Below are 20943 nucleotides of genomic sequence, written 5' to 3'. Positions count from 1 at the left end.
CAGCCCACCCGGGCCGCCGTCAACCGTCGTCAACGGACCGGCTGCCGTCAACGGACCGGCTGCCGTCAACGGCGGTCAGCCGGAGCCCCCGTCCGCGGTCAGCCGCGGACGGCCGCCCACGCGTCGTCCAGGGCCTTGAACAGCCGCTTGTCGGAGACCGGGTGGGCGGTGCCGAGGGCGTGCGCGAAGTAGCTGACGCGCAACTCCTCGATCATCCACCGCAGATCCCGCACCGCGGCCGGCACCGGCCGCCCGGCCGGCTGCGCGGCCAGCAGCTCGGCGTACTCGCCCTGGATCTCCCGCACCTTCTCCATGCGGGTGGCGTCGCGCTGCACGCCCGTCGGCATCTGCTGGAGCCGGCGGTCGGCGGCGGTGAGGTACCGCATCAGGTCCGGCAGCCGCTTCAGGCCGGTCTCGGTGACGAAGCCGGGCCGCACCAGGGCGTCCAGCTGCTCCCGTACGTCCCTGGTGTTGGCCAGCAGCGCCGGGCTCGCGGTGTCCTTCAACCGCCGCTCGCAGGCGTGCCAGGCGGCCAGCACCTGCTGCACCTGCTGCACCGCCCGGACGGTCAGCTCCACCAGGTCGGCGCGGACGGCGTCGAAGAGCTTGCGGAAGCCCTCCTCGTCCCAGGCGGGGCCGCCGCGCCCGGCGACCAGCAGGTCCGCCGCGGCCGTGGCGCAGTCCTCGAAGAGGGGCTGCACCCCGCCGTGCGGGTTGCGGGACAGCGCCAGCTTCTGCTGGTTGGAGAGCCGGTCGGCGGCGAACTTCGCCGGGTTGACCGGCACGCCCAGCAGGATCAGCCGCCGGGTGCCGCGCCACATCGCCTCGGCCTGCTCGGCCTCGGTGTCGAACAGCCGCACCGCCACCGAGGTGCCCTCGTCGACCAGTGCCGGGTATGCCTTCACGGGCTGCCCGGCCCGCCGCGTCTCGAAGGTGCGCGGCAGGGCGCCGATCGTCCAGGAGGTCAGGCCGGTGCGCTGCTCCACCGAGGCCAGCGCCGGATCGGCGGACCGCTCGAAGGCCTTGGTGATCGCCGCCCGGGTGCGCGGCCGCAGCCGCTGCCGCAGCGCCTCCAGGTCCTTGTCCTCGGCGTCCCGCCCGTTTCCGCCGGCCCCGCCGGTGCCGCCCTTCGCGCCGGTGTTCGCGACCTTGCGGCGCCGCTCGTCCACCACCCGGAAGGTGATCTTGAGGTGGTCGGGCACCTTGGTCCAGTCGAAGTCCTCGGGGTCGACGGCCACGCCGACCGAGCGCTGGAGCCCGCGGGCGAGCACGGAGGTCAGCGGCGGTACGTCCGTCCCGTCGCCGGCGCCGTCCAGCTTCCGCAGGATGGCGGCGGCCTCCTCGGAGGCGAGGAACGCCTTCGCGTGGTTGGGCGCCGGCACGTAGTGGCGCCGCACCGGCTTGGGCAGCGAGCGGATCAGCTCGGTGACCACCTGCTCGCGCAGGCCCGGGATCTGCCAGTCGAAGCCGTCCGGCTCCACCTGGTTGAGCACCTGGAGCGGGACGTGGACGGTCACGCCGTCGGCGTCCGCGCCCGGCTCGAACTGGTACGTGACGTGGAACCGCAGCCGCCCCTGCCGCCAGCTGTCGGGGTAGTCGGCCTTGGTGACCGCCTCGGCGTTCTCGTTGATCAGCATCGACTGCTCGAAGTTGAGCAGTTCGGGGGCCTCGCGCCGCTTGTGCTTCCACCACGAGTCGAAGTGCGCGCCGGACACCACGTGCTCCGGCAGCCGCTCGTCGTAGAAGTCGTACAGCGTCTCGTCGTCCACGAGGATGTCGCGGCGGCGGGCGCGGTGCTCCAGCTCCTCGACCTCGCCGAGCAGCTTGCGGTTGTCGTGGAAGAACTGGTGGTGGGTGCGCCAGTCGCCCTCCACCAGGGCGTTGCGGATGAACAGCTCCCGGGACGTCTCCGGGTCGATCCGGCCGTAGTTGACCTTGCGCTGGGCGACCAGCGGCACGCCGTAGAGGGTGACCCGCTCGTACGCCATCACCGCCGCCTGGTCCTTCTCCCAGTGCGGTTCGCTGTAGTTCCGCTTGACCAGGTGCTGGGCGAGCGGCTCCACCCACTCCGGCTCGATCCGGGCGTTGACCCGAGCCCACAGCCGGGAGGTCTCCACCAGCTCGGCCGACATGATCCACCGCGGCGGCTTCTTGAACAGCGCGGAGCCGGGGAAGACCGCGAACTTCGCCGACCGCGCGCCCAGGTACTCGTTCTTGTCGGTGTCCTTCAGGCCCAGGTGGGACAGGAGCCCGGCCAGCAGCGAGACGTGGACCCGCTGCGGGTCGGCCGACTCGGCGCCGGGCGCCGGCTCGCGCACCTCGATCTCCAGCTGGCGGGCGACCGCGCGCAGCTGGCTGTAGATGTCCTGCCACTCGCGGATGCGCAGGTAGTTCAGGAACTCCGAGCGGCACATCCGGCGGAACGCCGAGGAGGACAGCTCCCGCTGCTTCTCCCGCAGGTACGTCCACAGGTGCAGCAGGGACAGGAAGTCGCTGGTCTCGTCCTTGAAGCGGGCGTGGCTCTGGTCGGCCTGCGCCTGCTTGTCGACGGGCCGCTCGCGCGGGTCCTGGATGGACAGCGCCGCGGCGATCACCATGACCTCGGCGGCGCAGCCGTTGCGCTCGGCCTCCAGCACCATGCGGGCCAGCCGCGGGTCGACGGGCAGCTGCGCGAGGCGGCGGCCGGTGCTGGTCAGCCGGTTGCGGGGGTCCTTCTGCTCCGGGTCGAGCGCGCCCAGCTCCTCCAGCAGCTGCACGCCGTCCTTGACGTTGCGGCTGTCCGGCGGGTCGATGAACGGGAACTTCGCGATGTCGCCGAGGCCAGCCGCGGTCATCTGGAGGATCACCGAGGCGAGGTTGGTGCGCAGGATCTCCGCGTCGGTGAACTCCGGACGGGAGAGGAAGTCCTCCTCGTCGTACAGCCGGATGCAGATGCCGTCCGAGGTACGGCCGCAGCGGCCCTTGCGCTGGTTGGCGCTGGCCTGGCTGATCGGTTCGATCGGCAGCCGCTGCACCTTCGTGCGGTGGCTGTAGCGGGAGATGCGGGCGGTGCCCGGGTCGATCACGTAGCGGATGCCGGGCACGGTGAGCGAGGTCTCGGCCACGTTGGTGGCCAGGACGACGCGCCGGCCGCCGTGCGGCTGGAAGACGCGGTGCTGCTCGGCGGAGGAGAGCCGCGCGTACAGCGGCAGCACCTCGGTGGCGGCGCGGACGGCGCCGCCGCGTTTGAGGTGCTTCTCCAGCGCGTCGGCGGTGTCGCGGATCTCCCGCTCGCCGGAGAGGAAGACCAGGATGTCGCCCGGCCCCTCCCGCTGCAGCTCGTCCACGGCGTCGGTGATCGCGGTGACCTGATCCCGGTCGGGGTCGGCCGAGTCCTCCTGGAGCAGCGGCCGGTACCGCACCTCGACGGGGTAGGTGCGGCCGCTGACCTCGATGATCGGGGCGTCGCCGAAGTGCCGGGAGAAGCGCTCGGGGTCGATCGTCGCCGAGGTGATGATGACCTTGAGGTCCGGGCGACGCGGCAGCAGCTGGGCCAGGTAGCCGAGGATGAAGTCGATGTTGAGGCTGCGCTCGTGGGCCTCGTCCACGATGATCGTGTCGTAGGCGCGCAGGTCGCGGTCGGTCTGCAGCTCGGCCAGCATGATGCCGTCGGTCATCAGCTTGACCAGCGTGGAGTCGCCGACCTGGTCGGTGAAGCGGACCTTCCAGCCCACCGCCTCGCCCAGCGGGGTGCGCAGCTCCTCGGCGATCCGCTCGGCCACCGTGCGGGCCGCGATCCGGCGCGGCTGGGTGTGGCCGATCAGGCCGCGCACGCCGCGGCCCAGCTCCAGGCAGATCTTCGGGATCTGGGTGGTCTTGCCGGAGCCGGTCTCACCGGCCACGATCACCACCTGGTGGTCGCGGATCGCGGCGAGGATGTCGTCCTTCTTCTTGCTGACCGGAAGGAGCTCGGGGTAGTCGATCCGCGGTACGGCGGCCTGGCGGGCGGCGATCCGGGTCTCGGCCTTGTCGATCTCCGCGCCGATCTCGGCGAGCACGGCCGCGCGCGCCTCCGGTTTGCGGATGCGGCGGGCGCCGTCGAGGCGGCGGCCGAGGCGCAGCTCGTCGCGGAGCGAGAGCAGGGGCAGACGGCCGGCCAGCTCGGCGGTGGAGGGGGCTTGAGTGGACATACGCCGTCCAGCATCGCACCTGGCGGGGAGCGGCGGCGAACCGGTTTACGGGCGTGGTGCGCGGCGGGTTCCCGGGCCGGGTGGGGCGGGCGGGGCGTGGGACCGGCGGCGGGAGACCCGCGGGGGAGGGCGTGGGACGCCGGGTGGTCGCGGCGGCCCGCGGCCGGGCGCGGTTCCGGTTACGGCGTGGCGCACAGCGTGGCGCACGGCGGAACAGGGCCGGAACACCGGCGGGGAACGGGAGAACACCGGCGGGAACGGGAGAACACCGGTGGAGAAGCGGGAACGACGAAGGGTCCGGCTCCCGGAGGAGACGGACCCTTCGTCGTGCGGTGGCTGGGGCCGGGGTCGAACCGGCGACCTACCGCTTTTCAGGCGGTCGCTCGTACCAACTGAGCTACCCAGCCGCAGCGGTCCTGACGGGATTTGAACCCGCGGCCTCCACCTTGACAGGGTGGCGAGCACTCCAAACTGCTCCACAGGACCTTGCTTGTGCGAGAACATTCTGACACATACTGTGCCCTGCTCTCGCACGGGTTTCGCGGACCGGAGCCGCGCCCTCCCCTGCTGGCGGAGTCCCTGGGGAGTCCGTCCGGCGGAGCGGCTTTCGGTGGGCCGGTTTCGCTGGATCAGCGTATCAGAATCGCGGGTGCCTCCCGTACGCGCGCGGTGCCGACCCGGTCCGGGGGTGCTCGTACGGCCTGGTCCGGGGCGCGCACACGGTTGCGTCCGGGGCGCGCGTAAGGCCGCGGGCGGGGCGGGCATACGGCCGCGGGTGGGGCGGGCATGCGGCCGCGGGTGGGGCGCGGGCGCCTGCGGGAGGACCCGGTGGATCACCCCCTCGGACGCCCCCGGCCCGGGGCCGGGGGCGCGCACGGAGGGTGCCGGCTCTGGGCGGCGCCGGTCAGAAGGGCTTGGGCAGGAGCAGCTCGGTGTTGTGGTCGGCCGAGCCGCCGAGCTTGGCCGCCGGTGTCGCGTAGGGGTCGTTGAAGGAGAGCTCGCGGTAGAGGGCCGCCAGGTTGTCCTCGGAGGTGGACCCGAAGTCCGTGGCGTAGGGGGCGGCGGACTCCAGCAGGGTGGTGAAGAGCGACAGCGTGCCGTCGCCGTTGTCGGCCAGCTCGATCACCCGCGCGTGCTGCGGGTAGTCCACGTGCGAGGCGGTGTTGACCTCCCAGAACGCCCGCTCCGGAACGGCGTGGCCGTGCGCGGTGATCAGGTTGGCGTGGGTGTGGCCGTTCACCCAGGCGACGACGTTGGGGTAGCGCTGGAGGAGGTCGACCAGCTCGGCGCCGGTGTGCCGCCCGTCGAGCAGGTTGTACGGGTCGGGCAGGGTGTTGCCCATGGTGGTGCTGGTGTGGTGGCTGAACACCATGACCAGCTGGTCCTGCGAGCCGCGCCGCACCACGTTGCCCGCGGTGTCGTACCAGTGCGTGCTGTAGCTCTGGAGGACCGACTCCAGCCACTTCAGCTGGGCGGAGCCGATGGAGCCGTCGGCCCAGCCGGCGCGGTTGGTGGTGTCCAGGCTGATGCCGAGGACGCCCTCGGCGACGGGGAAGGTGTAGTACAGCTTGCCGCTGGACGCCGCGGCCTGCGTGAAGCCGTGCCCGAAGGGGCCCGGCCCGGTGCGGGCGGGGTCGAGGTGGGCCTGGGCGAACTGCTTCGGGGTGAAGGGGGCGCGCCGCGCGTCGGGGGTGACCTGGCGGATCGGTCCGCTGTCGAGGAGGGTGAGCAGCAGCCCGACGGCCGCGGCCGGGTCGTGCTGGATCGCGTCGGCGAGCTTCGCGGCGGTCGCGTCGTCCACGCCCTCGATCTTCCCGCCGCCGGTGTAGAGCGAGGAGAGCAGGCCGAGGTCCGGCAGGGTGCCCTCGATGCTGTCGTCGTGGTTGCCGACCGTGGTGTACCAGGGCGTGCTCAGCCCGGTGGCGGTGAACGGCCGGCCGGCCGCCGCCAGGAAGCCCGGGACCTGCGGGAACCCGGCCGCCTTGTAGGTGTCCTGGAAGGACGACTCGGGGTTCCAGTACTGCGCCGAGCCGGAGTTCTGCACACCCTCGTAGCGGGCGGTGTCGCCGGTGCTCGGGGTGATCGCGCCGCCGCTCATCACCGTGAGGTACCAGTCGAGTTCGACCTGCTCGTGGTTGTCGGTGTTGTCGCCGGTGGCCATCACCAGGGAGAACGGCAACCCCGTGTAGGGGCCGCCGGCCAGCGAGTTGACCCGGTCGACGAGGGAGGCGGCGCCCCGTACGGTCAGCGCCTCGTGCGGGCGGTAGGCGGAGTCGATGTACCGGGCCAGGTACTCGAAGCGCACCGGCGACTCGGTGTCGGCCAGGTGCAGGTCGGTGAACTGCACGAACGAGGCCAGGCCGGTACGGCGGTCGTCGCGTCCGGCGGAGCCGGCGGCGAGTTCGGGGCGCACCACGAGCGGCCAGCCGGGGCCGGCGGTCAGCCGCAGGTACCCGGTGCCGCCGGTGGTCGTGGCGGCCTGCTCCAGCGTGGTGCCGGCCGGCTGGACCGCCCGCGCGGCCGAGGCGGCCACCGCGCTGTCCCGTTCGGCGGCCGAGGCGTAGCGGCCGTCGGCCACGGTGAGCGCGGCCGCCGCGGCCGCGGCTGAGGCCCCGGAGAGGAACTGTCGTCGAGTGCGGTGGTGCGACGAACGCATGACGTCTCCTGATGACGATCGGCCGGCACGGACGAGGAGCGCTCCCGTATTACCAGCCGGTAACGCCCGTCGGCCAGAGTGGCGCAGGCGTGCCACGGCCGTTCGGCCACCACATGAAGGGCCCGTGACGGCGGGGCGGCCGTATCCCCGGCTGGGCGGCCGTATCCCCGATGGGGCGGCCGTATCCCCGGTGGGGGCGTCCGCCCGCGCGTGGGGGAGGGGGACGTGCTCGGACGAACAGCGCTGGTGCCGGGGCTGAACGTGCCCGCGGTCTTCGTCCACGGCCTCCGCTCCGGCCCCGAGGTGCGGCAGCGGCTCGCCGCCCTGCCGGCCGAGGACGGGAACCGGGCGCGCGGTCGCACCGTTTCGCCTACCGCTCCCCGCTCCCCGCTCCCCGCTCCCCGCTCCCCGCTCCCCGCTCCCCGCTCCCCGCTCCCCGCTCCCCGCTCCCCGGTCGCCGTCGCCCGTCCGGACCGCCGGACTGCCGGACTGCCGGACTGCCGGACCGCCGGACACATCCTGAGCCGGAGCAGAGCGGTCCTCGGGTGCCTGTCGATACCGTGCACGGCATGGAAATCCTGAGGTACGTGGCGTTCTCCGCGAACCCCGCCGGCGGCAATCCCGCCGGGGTCGTGCTCGACGCGACGGGTGTGAGCGAGGCGGAAATGGTCGCGGTGGCCGCGGAGGTCGGCTACTCCGAGACGGCGTTCGTCGTACCCCGGCCCGACGGCCGACTCGACGTGCGGTACTTCAGCCCCAGGGCGGAGGTGCCCTTCTGTGGGCACGCCACCATCGCCACCGCGGTGGCCTGGGCGACACGCCACGGAGCCGGCGACCTGGTCCTGCACACCCAGGCGGGCGTGGTGACCGTGGCCACCGGCAGGGCCGCGGACGGGGCCTGGCACGCCGAACTGGTCAGCGTCGCACCGCGCACGCAGCCGATCGCCGCGGAGGACCTGGCCGCGCTGCTCGCCGCGCTCGGCTGGCAGCCGGGCGACCTGGACCCGTCGCTGCCGCCCCGGGCCGCCTACGCCGGAGCCTGGCACCCGGTACTGGCGGCGGCCGGCCGGGAGCGGCTGGCCGCGCTGGACTACGACATGGCGGCGCTGGGCGCCCTGATGGAGCGGCGCGGCTGGACCACCGTCGACCTGGTCTGGCGTGAGGCGCCGGACCTCTTCCACGCGCGCAACCCGTTCCCGCCCGGCGGCGTGGTGGAAGACCCCGCCACGGGCGCCGCCGCGGCCGCCTTCGGCGGCTACCTGCGCGAGCTCGGGCTGGTGGAGGTGCCGGCGGTTCTCACCGTCCGCCAGGGCGACGACATGGGGCGGCCCAGCACCATCACCGTCCGGGTTCCCGCCCGGCCGGGAAGCGGCATCGGGGTCAGCGGGACCGCGGCCGTGATCCCGTGGCCTGAGCCCGCTGAGCCCGCTGAGCCCGCTGAGCCCGCTGAGCCCGCTGAGCCCGCTGGGCCCGCCGGGCGCGCGGAGGCCGACGCCTGACGGCTACGGTTTCCGGCCTCGGTGCCGACCGGCTCCGACCAGTTCCGACCGGTGTCGACCGACTCTGATCAGTGCTGGTCGGTCCTGCTCGGCGGTTCGGGAGGGGTGGGCGCAACACCCTGTCCCGGGCCGGATGAGGCGTCCATAATGCGCACCATGGGGTCGGTTGTCACCGTCGTGTCCGTTGTGCTGGTCATCGCCGGCGCCGGGGCGGCCCTGTTCTGGCTGGTCCGGGGGCGGCGCGGGTTCAACACCCCCGCTGAGCGGGCCGCGTTCAAGACCCTTCACTCCGCTTCTCTGGCCGCGCCGCCGCTGCGTGACGGCCTGGGCGTGGAGTCGGCCCGCCGCGCCGCCCGCCACCTGCGGGCCCTGCTGGGTACGCCCGCTCTCGCCGTGGTCGGGGAGGGGGTCCTGCTCGCGTGGGAGGGCCCGGGGCGGCGGCACGCCGCGCAGGCGGTGGAGCACGCGAGGGAGGCCATGGCCTCCGGGCGGCCGTGGGTGGTGCCGGCCGAGGCCGTCGACTGCGGGGACCTGGACTGCCCGCTGCGCAGCGCGGTCGTCGTCCCGCTGGTGGTGGACGGCCTGGTGGTGGGGGCGCTGTCGGTGTACGCCCGGCAGGCGTCGGCCGGACTGGTGCGGGCTGCGGGCGAGGTCGCGCTCTGGGTGATCACCCAGCTGGAGCTGGCCGAGCTGGACCGGTCCCGCACCCGGGTGATCGAGGCCGAACTGCGCGCCCTGCGGGCCCAGATCTCCCCGCACTTCGTCTACAACTCCCTCACCGCCATAGCCTCGTTCGTGCGTACCGACCCGGACCAGGCCCGGGAGCTGCTGCTGGAGTTCGCCGAGCTGACCCGCTACAGCCTGCGTCGGCACGGGGAGTTCAGCACCCTGGCTGAGGAGCTGCACTCCGTGGACCGCTATCTGCGCCTGGAGCGGGCCCGGTTCGGCGCCCGGCTGCGGGTCGACCTGCTGATCGCGCCCGAAGTGCTGCCGGTGGCCGTTCCGTTCCTGTGCCTCCAGCCGCTGGTGGAGAACGCCGTCCGGCACGGGCTGGGCCCCAAGCCGGACTCCGGCCGGATCACCATCCGGGCCGAGGACGCGGGCTCCGAGTGCCGGATCAGCGTCGAGGACGACGGTGTGGGTATGGACCCCGAGCAGGTCCGCGCCCAGCTCGCGGGCCGGGCGGGCGGACAGTCGCTGGGCCTGGGCAACGTCGACGAGCGGCTGCGCCGGGTCTTCGGCGACGACTACGGCCTGGTGGTGGAGACCGAGCGCGGCGCCGGGACGAAGATCAACATCCGCGTGCCCAAGTTCAGGAACGGAGTGCACGCCAGGTGAAGCTGTGGTTGGGCAACGGAGGCCGAGAGCGGGCGGAGCCACGTCCCGGGAACGGACGCGCCCTGGGGCTGCCGCCTTCGGGCTCCACGGACACGGCGGCCCCGCGGTGAACCCGCTGCGCGTCCTCGCGGTCGACGACGAGCCCCCCGCGCTGGAGGAGCTGGCGTACCTGCTGCGCCGCGACCGCCGGGTCGGCCAGGTGCGTGCGGCCGGCGGCAGCACGGAGGCGCTGCGGCTGCTGGAGGAGGGCGGCGTCGACGCGGTCTTCCTCGACATCCGCATGCCCGGCCTGGACGGTCTGGAGCTGACGCGGGTGCTCGGCCGCTTCGCGCACCCGCCGGCGGTCGTGTTCGTCACCGCGTACGAGGACTTCGCTGTCGACGCGTTCGCCCTCAACGCCTGCGACTACCTGCTGAAACCGGTCAGCCAGGAGCGGCTGGCCGAGGCGGTGCGGCGGGTGGCGGCGCTGATCGACAGCGGTGCCCCGGCCCTTGGCGCCTCGGCTCACGGCGCCCCGGCCCTTGGCGTGCCGGACGGCCAGCCGGCCGAGTCGTCCGACGGCCGGGCAGACGAGCGCATACCCGTCGAACTCGGCGGGGTCACCCGGTTCGTGCTCCGCGACAACGTCTCCTACGTCGAGGCGCAGGGCGACTACGTGCGGCTGCACGCCGGCCCGCACCGCCCGCTGCTGCGCGTGCCGTTGGCGGTGCTGGAGGAGAGCTGGGCCGTTCACGGCTTCGTCCGTATCCATCGCAGCTACCTGGTGGCGCTGCGGCACGTCGAGGCGTTGCGCTCGGACGCCGGGCACTGGACGGTACGGGTCGGCGGCGCTGAACTCGCTGTCAGCCGACGGCACTCGCGGGAGCTGCGCGACCTGCTGCTGCGCTGGTCGCCGTCCTCGTCCTCCCCTTCGCCGTCCGTCGCGCCGGACCCGTACCCGCGGCCGCCCGTGCCGCCGCCCGCGACACCCTTCCCGCTGCGGCCGTCGTCCGGGCCGCCCGCTCCGCCCGGCCGGGACGGCGCGTGGTGACCGGCTCCCCGGGCCCGCCGCGCCGGGTGACCGTCACCGCGCCGCGCAGGGTGCGGGCGGCCGGGAAGTGGTCGGCCCGGACCGCCGTCGCCGACCTGCACGCGCAGCCACGGCTGGGCCAGGTCTACGTGCGCTCCCTGGTGCGTGACCAACTGAGGCTCGCGTTGGGCGTGCTGGTCGTTCTCGCGGTGATGCTCGGAGGGCTGCCCGCCGCGTTCGCGCTGCTGCCGGAGCTGCGTACGGCCTCGCTGCTGGGCGTGCGCCTGGCGTGGCTGCTGCTCGGGGTGGTGGTGTACCCGGTGCTGGTGGGGGCGGCGCTTCTGCACGTCCGGCACGCCGAACGGGTCGAGCGGGACTTCACCGACCTGCTGGGCGGGCCGGAGCCGGCCGCCGCCGCGCCGGGAGGAGCCGAGCGGGCGGCGCCCGCGTCCGAGGGGGCAGACCCGGCGGCGGAACCCGGCCTCGGAACCGACTCCGGCCCCGGCCCCGGCCCCGGTTCCAGCCCCGGCCCCGGCCCCGGCCCCGGAACTGACCCCGGAACCGGGCCAGGGCCAGGGCCAGGGCCAGAGGCGGGAGCCGGGTGAACCCCGGGCTCGGGCTGGGTGCCCTCGCGGTGGTGCTGGCGGTGACCGTCGGGGTGGGCGCGTACGGGCTGCGGCTGTCGCGGGCGACGTCCGACTTCTACGTGGCCAGCCGCGAGATCTCGCCGCTGTGGAACGCCTCCGCGATCAGCGGCGAGTACCTGTCGGCGGCGTCGTTCCTGGGCGTGGCCGGGCTGGTGATGGCGTACGGGGTGGACATGCTCGCGTACCCCGTCGGCTACGCGGCCGGCTACCTCGTCCTGCTGCTGCTCGTCGCCGCGCCGCTGCGCCGGTCCGGCGCTTACACGCTGCCCGACTTCGCGGAGAGCCGACTGGACTCCGTCGCCGTGCGGAGGGTGGCGAGCGTGCTCGTCGCGGTCGTGGCCTGGCTCTACCTCGTCCCCCAACTCCAGGGCGCCGGGCTGACGTTGCAGACGGTCACCGGGGTGCCGCGCTGGGTCGGGGCGGTGGTGGTGGCCGCGGTGGTGGTGGGGGTCTCGGCGACCGGCGGCATGCGCAGCGTCACGCTGGTCCAGGGGCTGCACTTCTGGCTGAAGCTGACCGCGATCGCGGTGCCCGCCGTCTTCCTGGTGCTGGCCTGGCGGTCGGCCGGCTCGCCCGCGTTGACCGGCCCCGACGTGCCGACCTTTCCCCGGGCCACGGTGGTGCGGGTCCAGGACGCCGTCCGGTTCGACGTGCGCACCCCGGTCACGGTGGCCGTCCGCGGCGGCCTGGACGGCCGTGCGTACACCCCCGCGCCGGACCGTACGCCGTACCCGGTGGCGGCCCCGGTGGCCGGTGACCCCGTCGGCGGGGACGTGACGGGCGGGGACGTGACGGGGGGCGACAGGACGGCGGAGCGGCCGCGGGCCGACACGGGCGGGCCGGGGCCGTCGGTGCGCGGCTGGCCCCGGGTGCGGCTGGCTCCGGGGACCCACGAGGCCGCTGCCGGGGCCCGACTGGCCTTCCCCCGCGGTGCGGTCGTCCCGCACGAGACGGGGTTGCGCCCCGCCACCGGAGCGGCCTGGGCGGCTCCGCTGTCCGGCGCCGGCGGCCGGGCCCACCCGCTGTACGCGGTGTACTCGATCCTGCTGGCCACGTTCCTGGGCACCATGGGCCTGCCGCACGTGCTGGTCCGCTTCTACACCAACCCCGACGGGCGGGCGGCGCGGCGCACCACCGTCCTCGTCCTGGTGCTGCTCAGCGGCTTCTACCTGCTGCCGCCCGTGTACGGGGCACTCGGGCGGGTCTTCGCGCCGCAACTGCTGCTGACCGGGCGGACCGACACCGCCGTACTGGTGCTGCCGCAGATCGCGCAGGCGGGGGAGGCGGGGCGGCTGCTGTCCGCGCTGGCCACGGCCGGGGCGTTCGCCGCGTTCGTCTCCACCGCGTCCGGGCTGACGGTGTCGGCGGCCGCCGTCGTCTCGCAGGATCTGCTGCGCGGCTCGGCCCGGGGCTTCCGCTGGGCGTCGCTGCTGGCCGTGCTGCCGCCGCTGGCCATGGCCGTGGTCACCGGCGGGCTGCCGGTCGCCGACGCGATCGGGCTGGCCTTCGCGGTGGCCGCGTCCTCCTTCTGCCCGCTGCTGGTGCTCGGCATCTGGTGGCGCGGGCTGACCGACCGGGGCGCGCTGGCCGGGCTGGTCGCGGGCGGCGGCCTGGCCGCCACGGCGGTGGTGGTCACCAGCGTGCGCGGGCCCGGCCGGGGCTGGCCGGCGGCGCTGCTGGAGGAGCCGGCCGCCTGGACGGTCCCGGTCGCCTTCGGCGTGATGGTGGCGGTCTCCTGGGCGACCCGTCGCCGCCTGGTTCCCGAGGCGGTGGACCGCGCGATGCTGCGGATGCACCTCCCGGAAGAGGTCACCGACATCCCCCGCGTCCCCGACCTCCCCCAACCCAGCGCCCCTCCCGGGCCGCACCTCCCCGCCGAGCACCGCCTCGGGAGGCCGCGGTAGGCGCGCTGCCGTCTCTGTCGGTGACGCCGGTACCGGGCCTCGACCCCTGGTCGGCCGAACGGCCTACAGAGCCCAATATCCTCCGCGAACGACCAGGTCAGAGGTGAATCGAGCTGCTTTCGCCGCGTGTCCGATCACGCCGAGCGACCCCTTGTCGGTGGGCGGTGATACACCTGTCACTGGCCATGCTGAATCACGTCAGTAGACTAGATTCAAGAAGGAGGTGCTCAGTGGATCTCGTGCTTGTGGGGGAGCGGATCCGCCGCGAACGTGAGCGCGCTGGACTCAGTCAGCGCGAGCTCGCCGCACGCGCACAGCTCTCCCAACCGACTCTGACCCGTATCGAGAATGGCGTACGCAACTCATTGACGCTCGCTGAGCTGGATCGTCTCGCGATCTCACTCGACGTTCCCGTCCGGCTGCTGACCTGCGGTGATCCCGTACGTCAGCGGGTACAGATCGCGGCGAGAATGAACGAGGTGGTGGAGGCGGAGCGGGAGGCGGCGCTTCGGCACACCCTCGAAGTGCTGGAATTGGACGCCCGCCTGGATCAGCTGGGAGGGCGTGCCGCTCAGCAACGGAAACCCGAAGGGCGCTTGCCCCTGCCGGACGAGTTCCTGGATCTGGAGCAGCAGGCGAAAGAACTGGCTCATCGGGTGCGGACCGTGCTTCATCTCGGCTGCGCGCCCATCGCTGATGTTGACGAGTTGATCGAACAGCTCACCGGGGTGGACACGGCGGTCCTGAACTGGCCGAGAACAACCGAGGGGTTTACGGTCACCGATCCGGTGCGCGAGACGACCCTCATCGCTGTTCGCGCATGTGACGTGCCCGAGCGGCAGCGGTTCAGTTTCGCCCACGAGTTGGGGCACCTGCTCTGGGGCGACGGCGCCCAGGTCCATGAGCTGGACGATGGAAGAACACCGGGCGAGAAGCGATGTGATGCCTTTGCCCGCCACTTGCTGGCGCCGGAGGAAGGCATCAATGAGTGGCTTTCAGGCGAGGGATTTCCTCGGCGTGGCCGAGTGGACGAACGTACCGCCGCGTTGCTTGCCCGACATTTTCGCGTCAGCTTTCCGGTGGTCCTCATTCAGCTGGAGTCGATGACCCTGATCACAGCTGAGCAGAAGAAGGACCTCTGGGGGCCGACGGGAGTTCAGCTGGCTCAGCGATACGGATGGGGGCCGGCATACGAGCAGGAGCAGGAGGCAGCCCAAGCTGTACGGGCTCCTCGCCGTATTCTGGAGCGAGCGGTAGAGGCGTACCGGCGGAACCTCATCGGCGTGCGCGCATTGGCCATGCTCGAAGGGCGTACACCGGAAGCGGCTGAGGCGAAGCTCAAGGCGGCTGGGATCGTCCCCACCCCTCCGACCGCCAAACGTGCCGACCTTTCGCGGTTGGTCGCCCGCGGGCTGGCCAAGGACGAGTCACGCGGGCCGGCCAACGACGAGTAGGGTATTTCCCGCGCGGGGAATACCGAAGGGTGGGGGGGCTTGCCCAAAGAGCACGTGGAAGCATCCGACGAAGGTGTTCGGGCGGAGCAGCAAGCACCGGTCTGCATCCTTGACGCGGTCATCTGTGTGCACTTCGTCGGGGCCAACCTCCATCACCTGCTTGTTGATGTACTGCAGAAGGCCGAGTTGACCCTCCTCGTACCGCAGGAGGTCTGTGATGAGGTGGCCCGGAAGGACAGGAAGTACCAGGGCCTCGGACTCCGTTGGGACCGACTGCGGGGGAGCCGATACGTACAGGTCCTTCCGGCGATCGAGGCCCTGACGGCGCCCCCTCGCGTGGTGGAAGTGTTCGCAGACGTGCGGGGGCGTCAACTGGAGGATGCGCTGCGGGACTCGAAGGATCTTGGTGAAGCGGTCGTGGTCGCCCACGGGGTTCACTACCAGGATCTGGGCTACGAGGTGCTCGTTGCCATCGATGATCAGGGTGGCCAGGCCCTTGCTGCCCAACGGGACCTCCAGGTGATCACTGTGGAGGATGTTCTGGGGATGGCCATTCGGTTCGGGCACTTCGAATCCGAGGGGGAGTTGAAGAGAGTCTATGGAAAACTGCGCCAATTCGGGGACGGTCTTCCTCCTTACCAGCACACCCTGTTGAGCGTCTCCTTCAAGGAATGGCGGGAACGGTAGGCGGACCGGAGCTCGGTTGCGGGCATCCCCGACGCGCGTCCGCTGTGGCACCGACCCGCGGTCCGTCCTCGGCAGCCGCCGCGCCAGAGCCCTCGCTTGCCCCTCCCGCTCGACCGCCCGCCGCACGCGGGTGACCCTTCGGCGATCCGGGGGGACCGTTGGGCGACGGGCGAGGTGCCGTGGAGGGGATGAGGGCAAGAGGTGGACCTAGCGTGGAGCGGGGCCGCTCGGCCCGGACCGGGTCGGCCGTGAGGCGCCGGCGCGGGCGGGCGTCCTCGGGACCGCCAGCCACTGCCTTCCTCGACGAGGAGGAAACCCGCAGATGTCCACCCCCACCTCAGCCCCCGCCGCCAACGGCATAGCCGACCCCGGGCCGCTGGGCCTCGCCGGCTTCGCCGCCACCACCTTCGTCCTCAGCGCCTTCAACGCCCACCTCATCGACCAGAACCTGCTCACCGTGGTGCTGCCGCTCGCCCTCTTCTACGGCGGGCTGGTCCAACTCCTCGCCGGCATGTGGGAGTTCCGCAAGGGCAACACGTTCGGCGCGACCGCGTTCGCCTCGTACGGCGCGTTCTGGCTGTCGTACGCGGGCTACGTCAAGTGGATCGTCGCCACCCTGCCGGCCTCCACCGCCCACCAGGCGACCGGGCTGTACCTGCTGGTCTGGGCCATCTTCACCGTGTACATGACGGTGGCCGCGCTGCGCACCAACGCGGCGCTGCTCGCGGTCTTCACCACCCTGTCGCTCACCTTCATCCTGCTGGCCGTGGGCGAGTTCGCCCAGTCCACCGCCACCACCAAGATCGGCGGCTGGCTGGGCCTGGTCACCGCGGTGCTCGCCTGGTACGCCTCGTTCGCCGTCGTCACCAACTCCACCTGGAAGCGGGTCGTGGTGCCGGTCGGCCCGTTGCCCGAGGGGCCGGGCCGGCGTGGCGGGCCCGTCGCGGAGACCCACGCATGAGTGGGGAGACCCTGTCCAACCTGCTCTCCGAGGGCCGCCGGTTCCCCCCGCCGGCGGCCCTCGCCGAGCAGGCCAACGTCACGGCCGCCGCGTACGGGGAGGCCGCCGCGGACCCGGACGCGTTCTGGGCCGCGGCTGCCTCCCGGCTGAGCTGGGCCGAGCCCTGGCAGCAGGTGCGCGACTGGAGCCGCGCCCCGTTCGCGCGCTGGTTCACCGGCGGCCGGCTCAACGCCGCGTACAACTGCGTGGACCGGCACGTCGAGGCCGGGAACGGCGACCGGGTGGCCTTCCACTGGGAGGGCGAGCCCGGCGACACCCGCACCCTCACCTACGCCGAGCTGGCGCGGGAGGTCGCGCGGGCCGCCAACGCCCTGACAGCGCTGGGTGTCTCGGCCGGCGACCGGGTCGCGATCTACATGCCGATGATCCCCGAGACGGTCGTGGCGATGCTCGCCTGCGCCCGTGTCGGCGCCCCGCACACCGTGGTCTTCGGGGGCTTCTCCGCCGACGCGCTGCGCGGCCGCATCCTCGACTGCGACGCCCACGTCGTGATCACCGCCGACGGCGGCTACCGCAAGGGCGCGCCCTCCGCGCTCAAGCCCGCCGTGGACGAGGCACTGACCGGCTGCCCCGACGTGCGCAGCGTGCTCGTGGTCCGCCGCACCGGCCAGGACGTGGACTGGACCGACGGGCGGGACCTGTGGTGGCACGACCTGGTGGCCGCGCAGCCCGCCGAGCACACCCCGGAGGCGTTCGACAGCGAGCACCCGCTCTACATCATGTACACCTCGGGCACCACCGCCCGCCCCAAGGGCATCCTGCACACCACCGGCGGTTACCTCACCCAGGCGGCGTGGACCCACTGGGCGGTCTTCGACGTCAAGCCCGAGCGGGACGTCTACTGGACGGCCGCGGACATCGGCTGGGTCACCGGCCACTCGTACATCGTCTACGGGCCGCTCGCCAACGGCGTCACCTCCGTCCTCTACGAGGGCACGCCCGACACCCCGCACCGGGGCCGCTGGTGGGAGATCGTCCAGCGGTACGGCGTGACGATCCTCTACTGCGCGCCCACCGCGATCCGCACGTTCATGAAGTGGGGCGAGGAGATCCCGGCCCGCTTCGACCTGGGGAGCCTGCGGCTGCTGGGGAGCGTCGGCGAGCCGATCAACCCCGAGGCGTGGGTCTGGTACCGGCGCGCGATCGGCGGCGACCGCTGCCCGGTCGTGGACACCTGGTGGCAGACCGAGACCGGCGCGCACATGATCAGCCCGCTGCCCGGCGCGAGCACCTGTAAGCCGGGTTCGGCGCTGCGCGCGCTGCCGGGGATCTTCGCCGACGTCGTCGACGACACCGGTACCCCCGTGCCCAACGGCTCGGGCGGCTACCTGGTCATCACCCAGCCGTGGCCGTCGATGCTCCGCACGATCTGGGGCGACGAGCAGCGGTACGTCGACACGTACTGGTCGCGTTTCCCGGGCATGTACTTCGCGGGCGACGGCGCCAAGAAGGACGAGGACGGCGACATCTGGCTGCTGGGCCGGGTGGACGACGTCATGAACGTCTCCGGCCACCGCATCTCGACGACGGAGGTGGAGTCCGCGCTGGTCTCCCACCCGTTCGTGGCGGAGGCGGCGGTGGTCGGCGCGTCGGACGCCACCACCGGGCAGGGCATCGTCGCGTTCGTCATCCTGCGCGGCGAGGGCGAGGAGGCGGCGGCCGGACTGGGCGGCGACGGGCTGGCCCGCGAACTGCGCGCCCACGTGGGCAGGGAGATCGGGCCGATCGCCCGGCCCCGCCAGATCCTGCGCGTGGACGAGCTGCCCAAGACCCGCTCGGGCAAGATCATGCGCCGCCTGCTGCGGGACGTGGCCGAGAACCGCGACCTCGGCGACGTCACCACCCTCACCGACTCCACGGTGATGGACGCGATCCGCGCCGGCCTCCCTCAGTCCGGCGCCCCGCCGCCGAGGAGGAGTAGCCCACCCTCCCGGCCGGACTCGGCCGGACCCGGACGGCCCGAGGCTCCGACGCGGAGCCTCGGGCCGCCCGACGTGCGCCGCAGGGGTGGGCGGACGGCACATGGGCCGAGCTCAGGTGCCGGTTTCCTCGTGGCCGGACGACGAGTGGCTCCGCTTACGCCGAGGCCCCGTCCGCGCCGACATCCGTACTGCCGTCGGCGCACACCGCCCACACCATCTTCCCGATCCCCTCCCGGTCGCTCACTCCCCAGCGACCGGCGGTGATCAGTTCCACCAGGGCCAGACCCCGCCCGGATTCCGCGTACGAAGACGCCTCACGGTGTTCCGGCTTCCTGTCGCTGGCATCGTGCACCTCGATCCGCACACCGTCCCGCAGGCGCTCGAAGCGTGTGCGGATCAGGTGTCCGCGCGGCTCACGCGCGTGCCGGACGCTGTTGGTCACCAGCTCAGAGACGACCAGCGCCGCCGCGTCCGCGAGATGAGCCAAGCCCCAGACGTCAAGGTTGCGGACCAGCAAGCGCCTTGCTCGGCCCACCGAACGCGGTCCCTGTGGCCAGGACTTCACGACAACGGAAGGATGTTCCCCGTCGATCGGTGCCGGCGTCGTCATCTTTCGACCCCCGGGCTTCCGACCGGATGGTGATGGTGCTCGCGCATGTCGGCGCTCCTTGTAAGCCGTGGCCACGCCGGGCCGTCCGCCCGGAGATACCGAAGCCTTCTGGTGAACTGGAAGGCCCCTTCCAGGTCTTCTTGACCGGACCAAAGCAGTTCGGCCTTCGCATCGGCCACACTTGATGCACGCAGTGCATGCACGCATGCGCGCTGCGGATACGAAGGGCCCACTCATGTGGGCCGCTGGCGTACCGTCCAGAAAAAGTGGAACGAATGAACTGGTCGAAGCAGGCGATCCTGGATGCCTCACGTGAGGGCAACTACGGCCGCGTCATCAACATCGCCCGAAGGGAGTTACGGGTCACCCAACGCCAGCTCGGTGAGGGATGCGGCGTCACGCAGTCTGCTGTCTCCAGGCTCGAAGCCCGTTCAGCAGGCCCGTACGACATGACCGTCTTGGCCAGGGCCGCGGCGTATCTGGACATGCCTCGTCGGCTGGTCGGTCTCGCCGACTCGTCGGCAATGGCGCGCACGGACGGAACGGAGCACGTGGAACGCCGGGAATTTCTCACAGGAGCAGCCGCTGTTGTCTCCACACCTGCACTCGCAACTCTGGCTGCACCGAAGCACCATGCCGAGACAGGTCAGGCGGCCACGCTGAGGGTTGCCACCACTGCGTACCGCCGGATGGACGGCGCCACGTCGTCCCGACAACTGTCCGAAGTCGTCCGGTCTCACCTTGGTCTTGTGCAGGCGGTTGCGGCGGACGAGCCGAAGGAAGCGCAGAAGCTACGGCTTGCTGCGGTCGGTAGCGAAGTGGCCAGCCTGGCTGGTTGGCTCAGCTGGGACATGGGTGACGCCGGATCGGCTCGCACGTGGTACGGATCGGCGATCAAAGCGGCCCGGCGCTCCGGGAACAGCCTGCTCGTCGCGTATCAGGTGGGCAGCCTTGCCCAGATGGAGGCGGACGCCGGGAATGTCGCGCAAGCGCTCGACCTCGTTCGTCTCGCGCGAAGCCAAGTCGGTCCGCAGGAGATCGTGATCGCCGACGCATGGCTGAGCACCGTGGAGGCGCTTGCCCATGCGGCAGCGGGAGACGAGCGCTCCAGCGACCGCGCCCTGGTGCGAAGCCGTTCTGAGGTGAATCGCATTCCGGCAGAGGAGCCACCTCCGTGGCCTTGGGTCTTCACCTTCAACGAGGCGAAGGTCCTGGCGTGTCGGCTTGCCTGTGGCGCGCGCCTCGGTCTGCCCGCGTGGGTCTTCGAGTCGGGAGACGAGGCGATGCTTGTCGCGGCGGCCGCCCATGCCAAACAGCGCGCGATACTGCAACTCGACCTTGCGGCGGGTCACTTGGCCAGTGGGCGGCTGGAGGTCGCATACCTTCTCGCCACCCGGGCAGTCGAGACCGGGCTGCGGTATCGCTCCGGTCGTGTTGTCGAGCGGGCGCGGAGCTTCCGTAGGGCGTACTCCTCGAAGACGCCGCCGAGAGTGGTCCGCGACTTCGACGAACGGTTGCACCACGCTTATATGTGACAGGAGGGATTGCCCATGCGCGTCGGAATCACCGGGCATCGCGGGTTGCCGGAGAGGTCGGCTGCCTTGGTCCGATCCGAACTACGCGCCATCGTCGGTGACTACCGCGCCGCGGAGCTCACGGGCGTGTCGTGCGTCGCGGATGGCCCTGACGCGTGGTTCGCGCAGGCGGTACTCGACCACGGGGGGCGGCTTGAGGTGGTCATCCCCGCCGAGGACTACCGCGGGGTGCTCCCACGGTGGCACGACGCCGTGTACGACAGCCTCGTCGGCCGTGCGTCAGAGGTCCACGCGACGGGGTTCTCGGAGTCGGACGACCCGGCGTACATGGCCGCCAGTGAGATCCTCGTCGGCCTCGTGGACGAGGTGATCGCCGTCTGGGACGGCCGGCCGGCGCGAGGCTACGGCGGTACGGCCGATGTCGTTCGCTACGCAGAGAGCGTCGGGGTCGCGGTCAGGATCGTCTGGCCCGAGGGAGCGACCCGGGACTGA

At 72.3% G+C, this 20943-nt stretch carries 12 protein-coding genes, 2 tRNA genes and 2 pseudogenes; 11 read left to right on the top strand and 5 right to left on the bottom strand.

The window, feature by feature from the left end:
- Positions 1-98: 98 nt before the first annotated feature.
- From hrpA to BS72_RS14915, 4 genes are all read right to left on the bottom strand, one after another.
- Positions 99-4169, bottom strand: a complete 4071-nt coding sequence (hrpA, locus tag BS72_RS14930) for an ATP-dependent RNA helicase HrpA (protein ID WP_037911022.1) — start codon at positions 4167-4169, stop codon at positions 99-101.
- Between the two features lie 333 nt (positions 4170-4502).
- A tRNA-Phe gene (locus BS72_RS14925) sits at positions 4503-4576 on the bottom strand.
- A gap of 4 nt (positions 4577-4580) precedes the next feature.
- A tRNA-Asp gene (locus tag BS72_RS14920) sits at positions 4581-4655 on the bottom strand.
- Positions 4656-5073: 418 nt separating this feature from the next.
- The gene (locus BS72_RS14915; RefSeq protein WP_037911018.1) at positions 5074-6825 is read right to left on the bottom strand and encodes a TIGR03767 family metallophosphoesterase; all 1752 of its coding nucleotides are present in this window, start codon (positions 6823-6825) and stop codon (positions 5074-5076) included.
- A 569-nt stretch (positions 6826-7394) separates the two neighbouring features.
- On the opposite strand from BS72_RS14915, the gene BS72_RS14910 reads away from it, so the two are divergent.
- The 9 genes and pseudogenes from BS72_RS14910 to acs form a co-directional block, all read left to right on the top strand.
- Entirely contained in the window at positions 7395-8324 is a 930-nt protein-coding gene (locus tag BS72_RS14910; protein ID WP_078901822.1) for a PhzF family phenazine biosynthesis protein, read from the top strand.
- 147 nt (positions 8325-8471) lie between these two features.
- Positions 8472-9662 (top strand): sensor histidine kinase, encoded by a 1191-nt coding sequence (locus tag BS72_RS14905; RefSeq protein WP_198545897.1) that lies wholly within the window; start codon positions 8472-8474, stop codon positions 9660-9662.
- Between the two features lie 115 nt (positions 9663-9777).
- A pseudogene (locus BS72_RS14900) lies at positions 9778-10548 on the top strand (LytR/AlgR family response regulator transcription factor); the annotation flags it as partial.
- A 140-nt stretch (positions 10549-10688) separates the two neighbouring features.
- Positions 10689-11276, top strand: coding sequence for a hypothetical protein (locus BS72_RS38305; protein WP_232792410.1), 588 nt, complete (start codon positions 10689-10691; stop codon positions 11274-11276).
- On the top strand, positions 11273-13222 hold the full coding sequence (locus tag BS72_RS38300) for a sodium/solute symporter (RefSeq protein WP_063836076.1): 1950 nt from the start codon (positions 11273-11275) through the stop codon (positions 13220-13222). Before BS72_RS38305 ends, BS72_RS38300 begins: the two co-directional genes overlap by 4 nt.
- 230 nt (positions 13223-13452) lie before the next feature.
- The gene (locus tag BS72_RS34140; RefSeq protein ID WP_198545896.1) at positions 13453-14676 is read left to right on the top strand and encodes a helix-turn-helix domain-containing protein; all 1224 of its coding nucleotides are present in this window, start codon (positions 13453-13455) and stop codon (positions 14674-14676) included.
- 54 nt (positions 14677-14730) lie between these two features.
- The gene (locus BS72_RS36520; protein WP_157856238.1) at positions 14731-15363 is read left to right on the top strand and encodes a PIN domain-containing protein; all 633 of its coding nucleotides are present in this window, start codon (positions 14731-14733) and stop codon (positions 15361-15363) included.
- 322 nt (positions 15364-15685) lie between these two features.
- Entirely contained in the window at positions 15686-16324 is a 639-nt protein-coding gene (locus BS72_RS14865) for an acetate uptake transporter (RefSeq protein ID WP_037911011.1), read from the top strand.
- Positions 16321-18285: pseudogene (gene acs / locus BS72_RS14860) on the top strand (acetate--CoA ligase); the annotation flags it as partial. The gene BS72_RS14865 and the pseudogene acs, both read left to right, overlap by 4 nt.
- Before the next feature lie 175 nt (positions 18286-18460).
- Here the strand turns inward: acs and BS72_RS14855 are convergent.
- Complete coding sequence (locus tag BS72_RS14855) at positions 18461-18916, bottom strand: ATP-binding protein (protein ID WP_078901377.1); 456 nt, start codon at positions 18914-18916, stop codon at positions 18461-18463.
- Between the two features lie 275 nt (positions 18917-19191).
- Here BS72_RS14855 and BS72_RS14850 point away from each other — a divergent pair, with 275 nt between their 5' ends.
- Together BS72_RS14850 and BS72_RS14845 are read left to right on the top strand one after the other, a co-directional pair.
- Positions 19192-20451 (top strand): helix-turn-helix domain-containing protein, encoded by a 1260-nt coding sequence (locus tag BS72_RS14850; RefSeq protein ID WP_232792409.1) that lies wholly within the window; start codon positions 19192-19194, stop codon positions 20449-20451.
- A gap of 15 nt (positions 20452-20466) precedes the next feature.
- A complete protein-coding gene (locus BS72_RS14845; protein WP_037911006.1) occupies positions 20467-20943 on the top strand; it encodes a hypothetical protein in 477 nt (158 codons plus the stop codon).

Origin of the sequence: Actinacidiphila yeochonensis CN732 (assembly GCF_000745345.1) — a bacterium.
GTDB lineage: Bacteria > Actinomycetota > Actinomycetes > Streptomycetales > Streptomycetaceae > Actinacidiphila > Actinacidiphila yeochonensis.
Note: the sequence above shows the minus strand (reverse complement) of the source record. Positions and strands in the feature narration are given on the sequence as shown.

Bases quoted from the DNA above. Each gene is read 5' to 3' on its own strand.
- hrpA (WP_037911022.1), bottom strand. From the start codon at position 4,169: ATGTCCACTCAAGCCCCCTCCACCGCCGAGCTGGCCGGCCGTCTGCCC.
- BS72_RS14915 (WP_037911018.1), bottom strand. From the start codon at position 6,825: ATGCGTTCGTCGCACCACCGCACTCGACGACAGTTCCTCTCCGGGGCC.
- BS72_RS14910 (WP_078901822.1), top strand. From the start codon at position 7,395: ATGGAAATCCTGAGGTACGTGGCGTTCTCCGCGAACCCCGCCGGCGGC.
- BS72_RS14905 (WP_198545897.1), top strand. From the start codon at position 8,472: ATGCGCACCATGGGGTCGGTTGTCACCGTCGTGTCCGTTGTGCTGGTC.
- BS72_RS14865 (WP_037911011.1), top strand. From the start codon at position 15,686: ATGTCCACCCCCACCTCAGCCCCCGCCGCCAACGGCATAGCCGACCCC.
- BS72_RS14855 (WP_078901377.1), bottom strand. From the start codon at position 18,916: ATGACGACGCCGGCACCGATCGACGGGGAACATCCTTCCGTTGTCGTG.
- BS72_RS14850 (WP_232792409.1), top strand. From the start codon at position 19,192: ATGAACTGGTCGAAGCAGGCGATCCTGGATGCCTCACGTGAGGGCAAC.
- BS72_RS14845 (WP_037911006.1), top strand. From the start codon at position 20,467: ATGCGCGTCGGAATCACCGGGCATCGCGGGTTGCCGGAGAGGTCGGCT.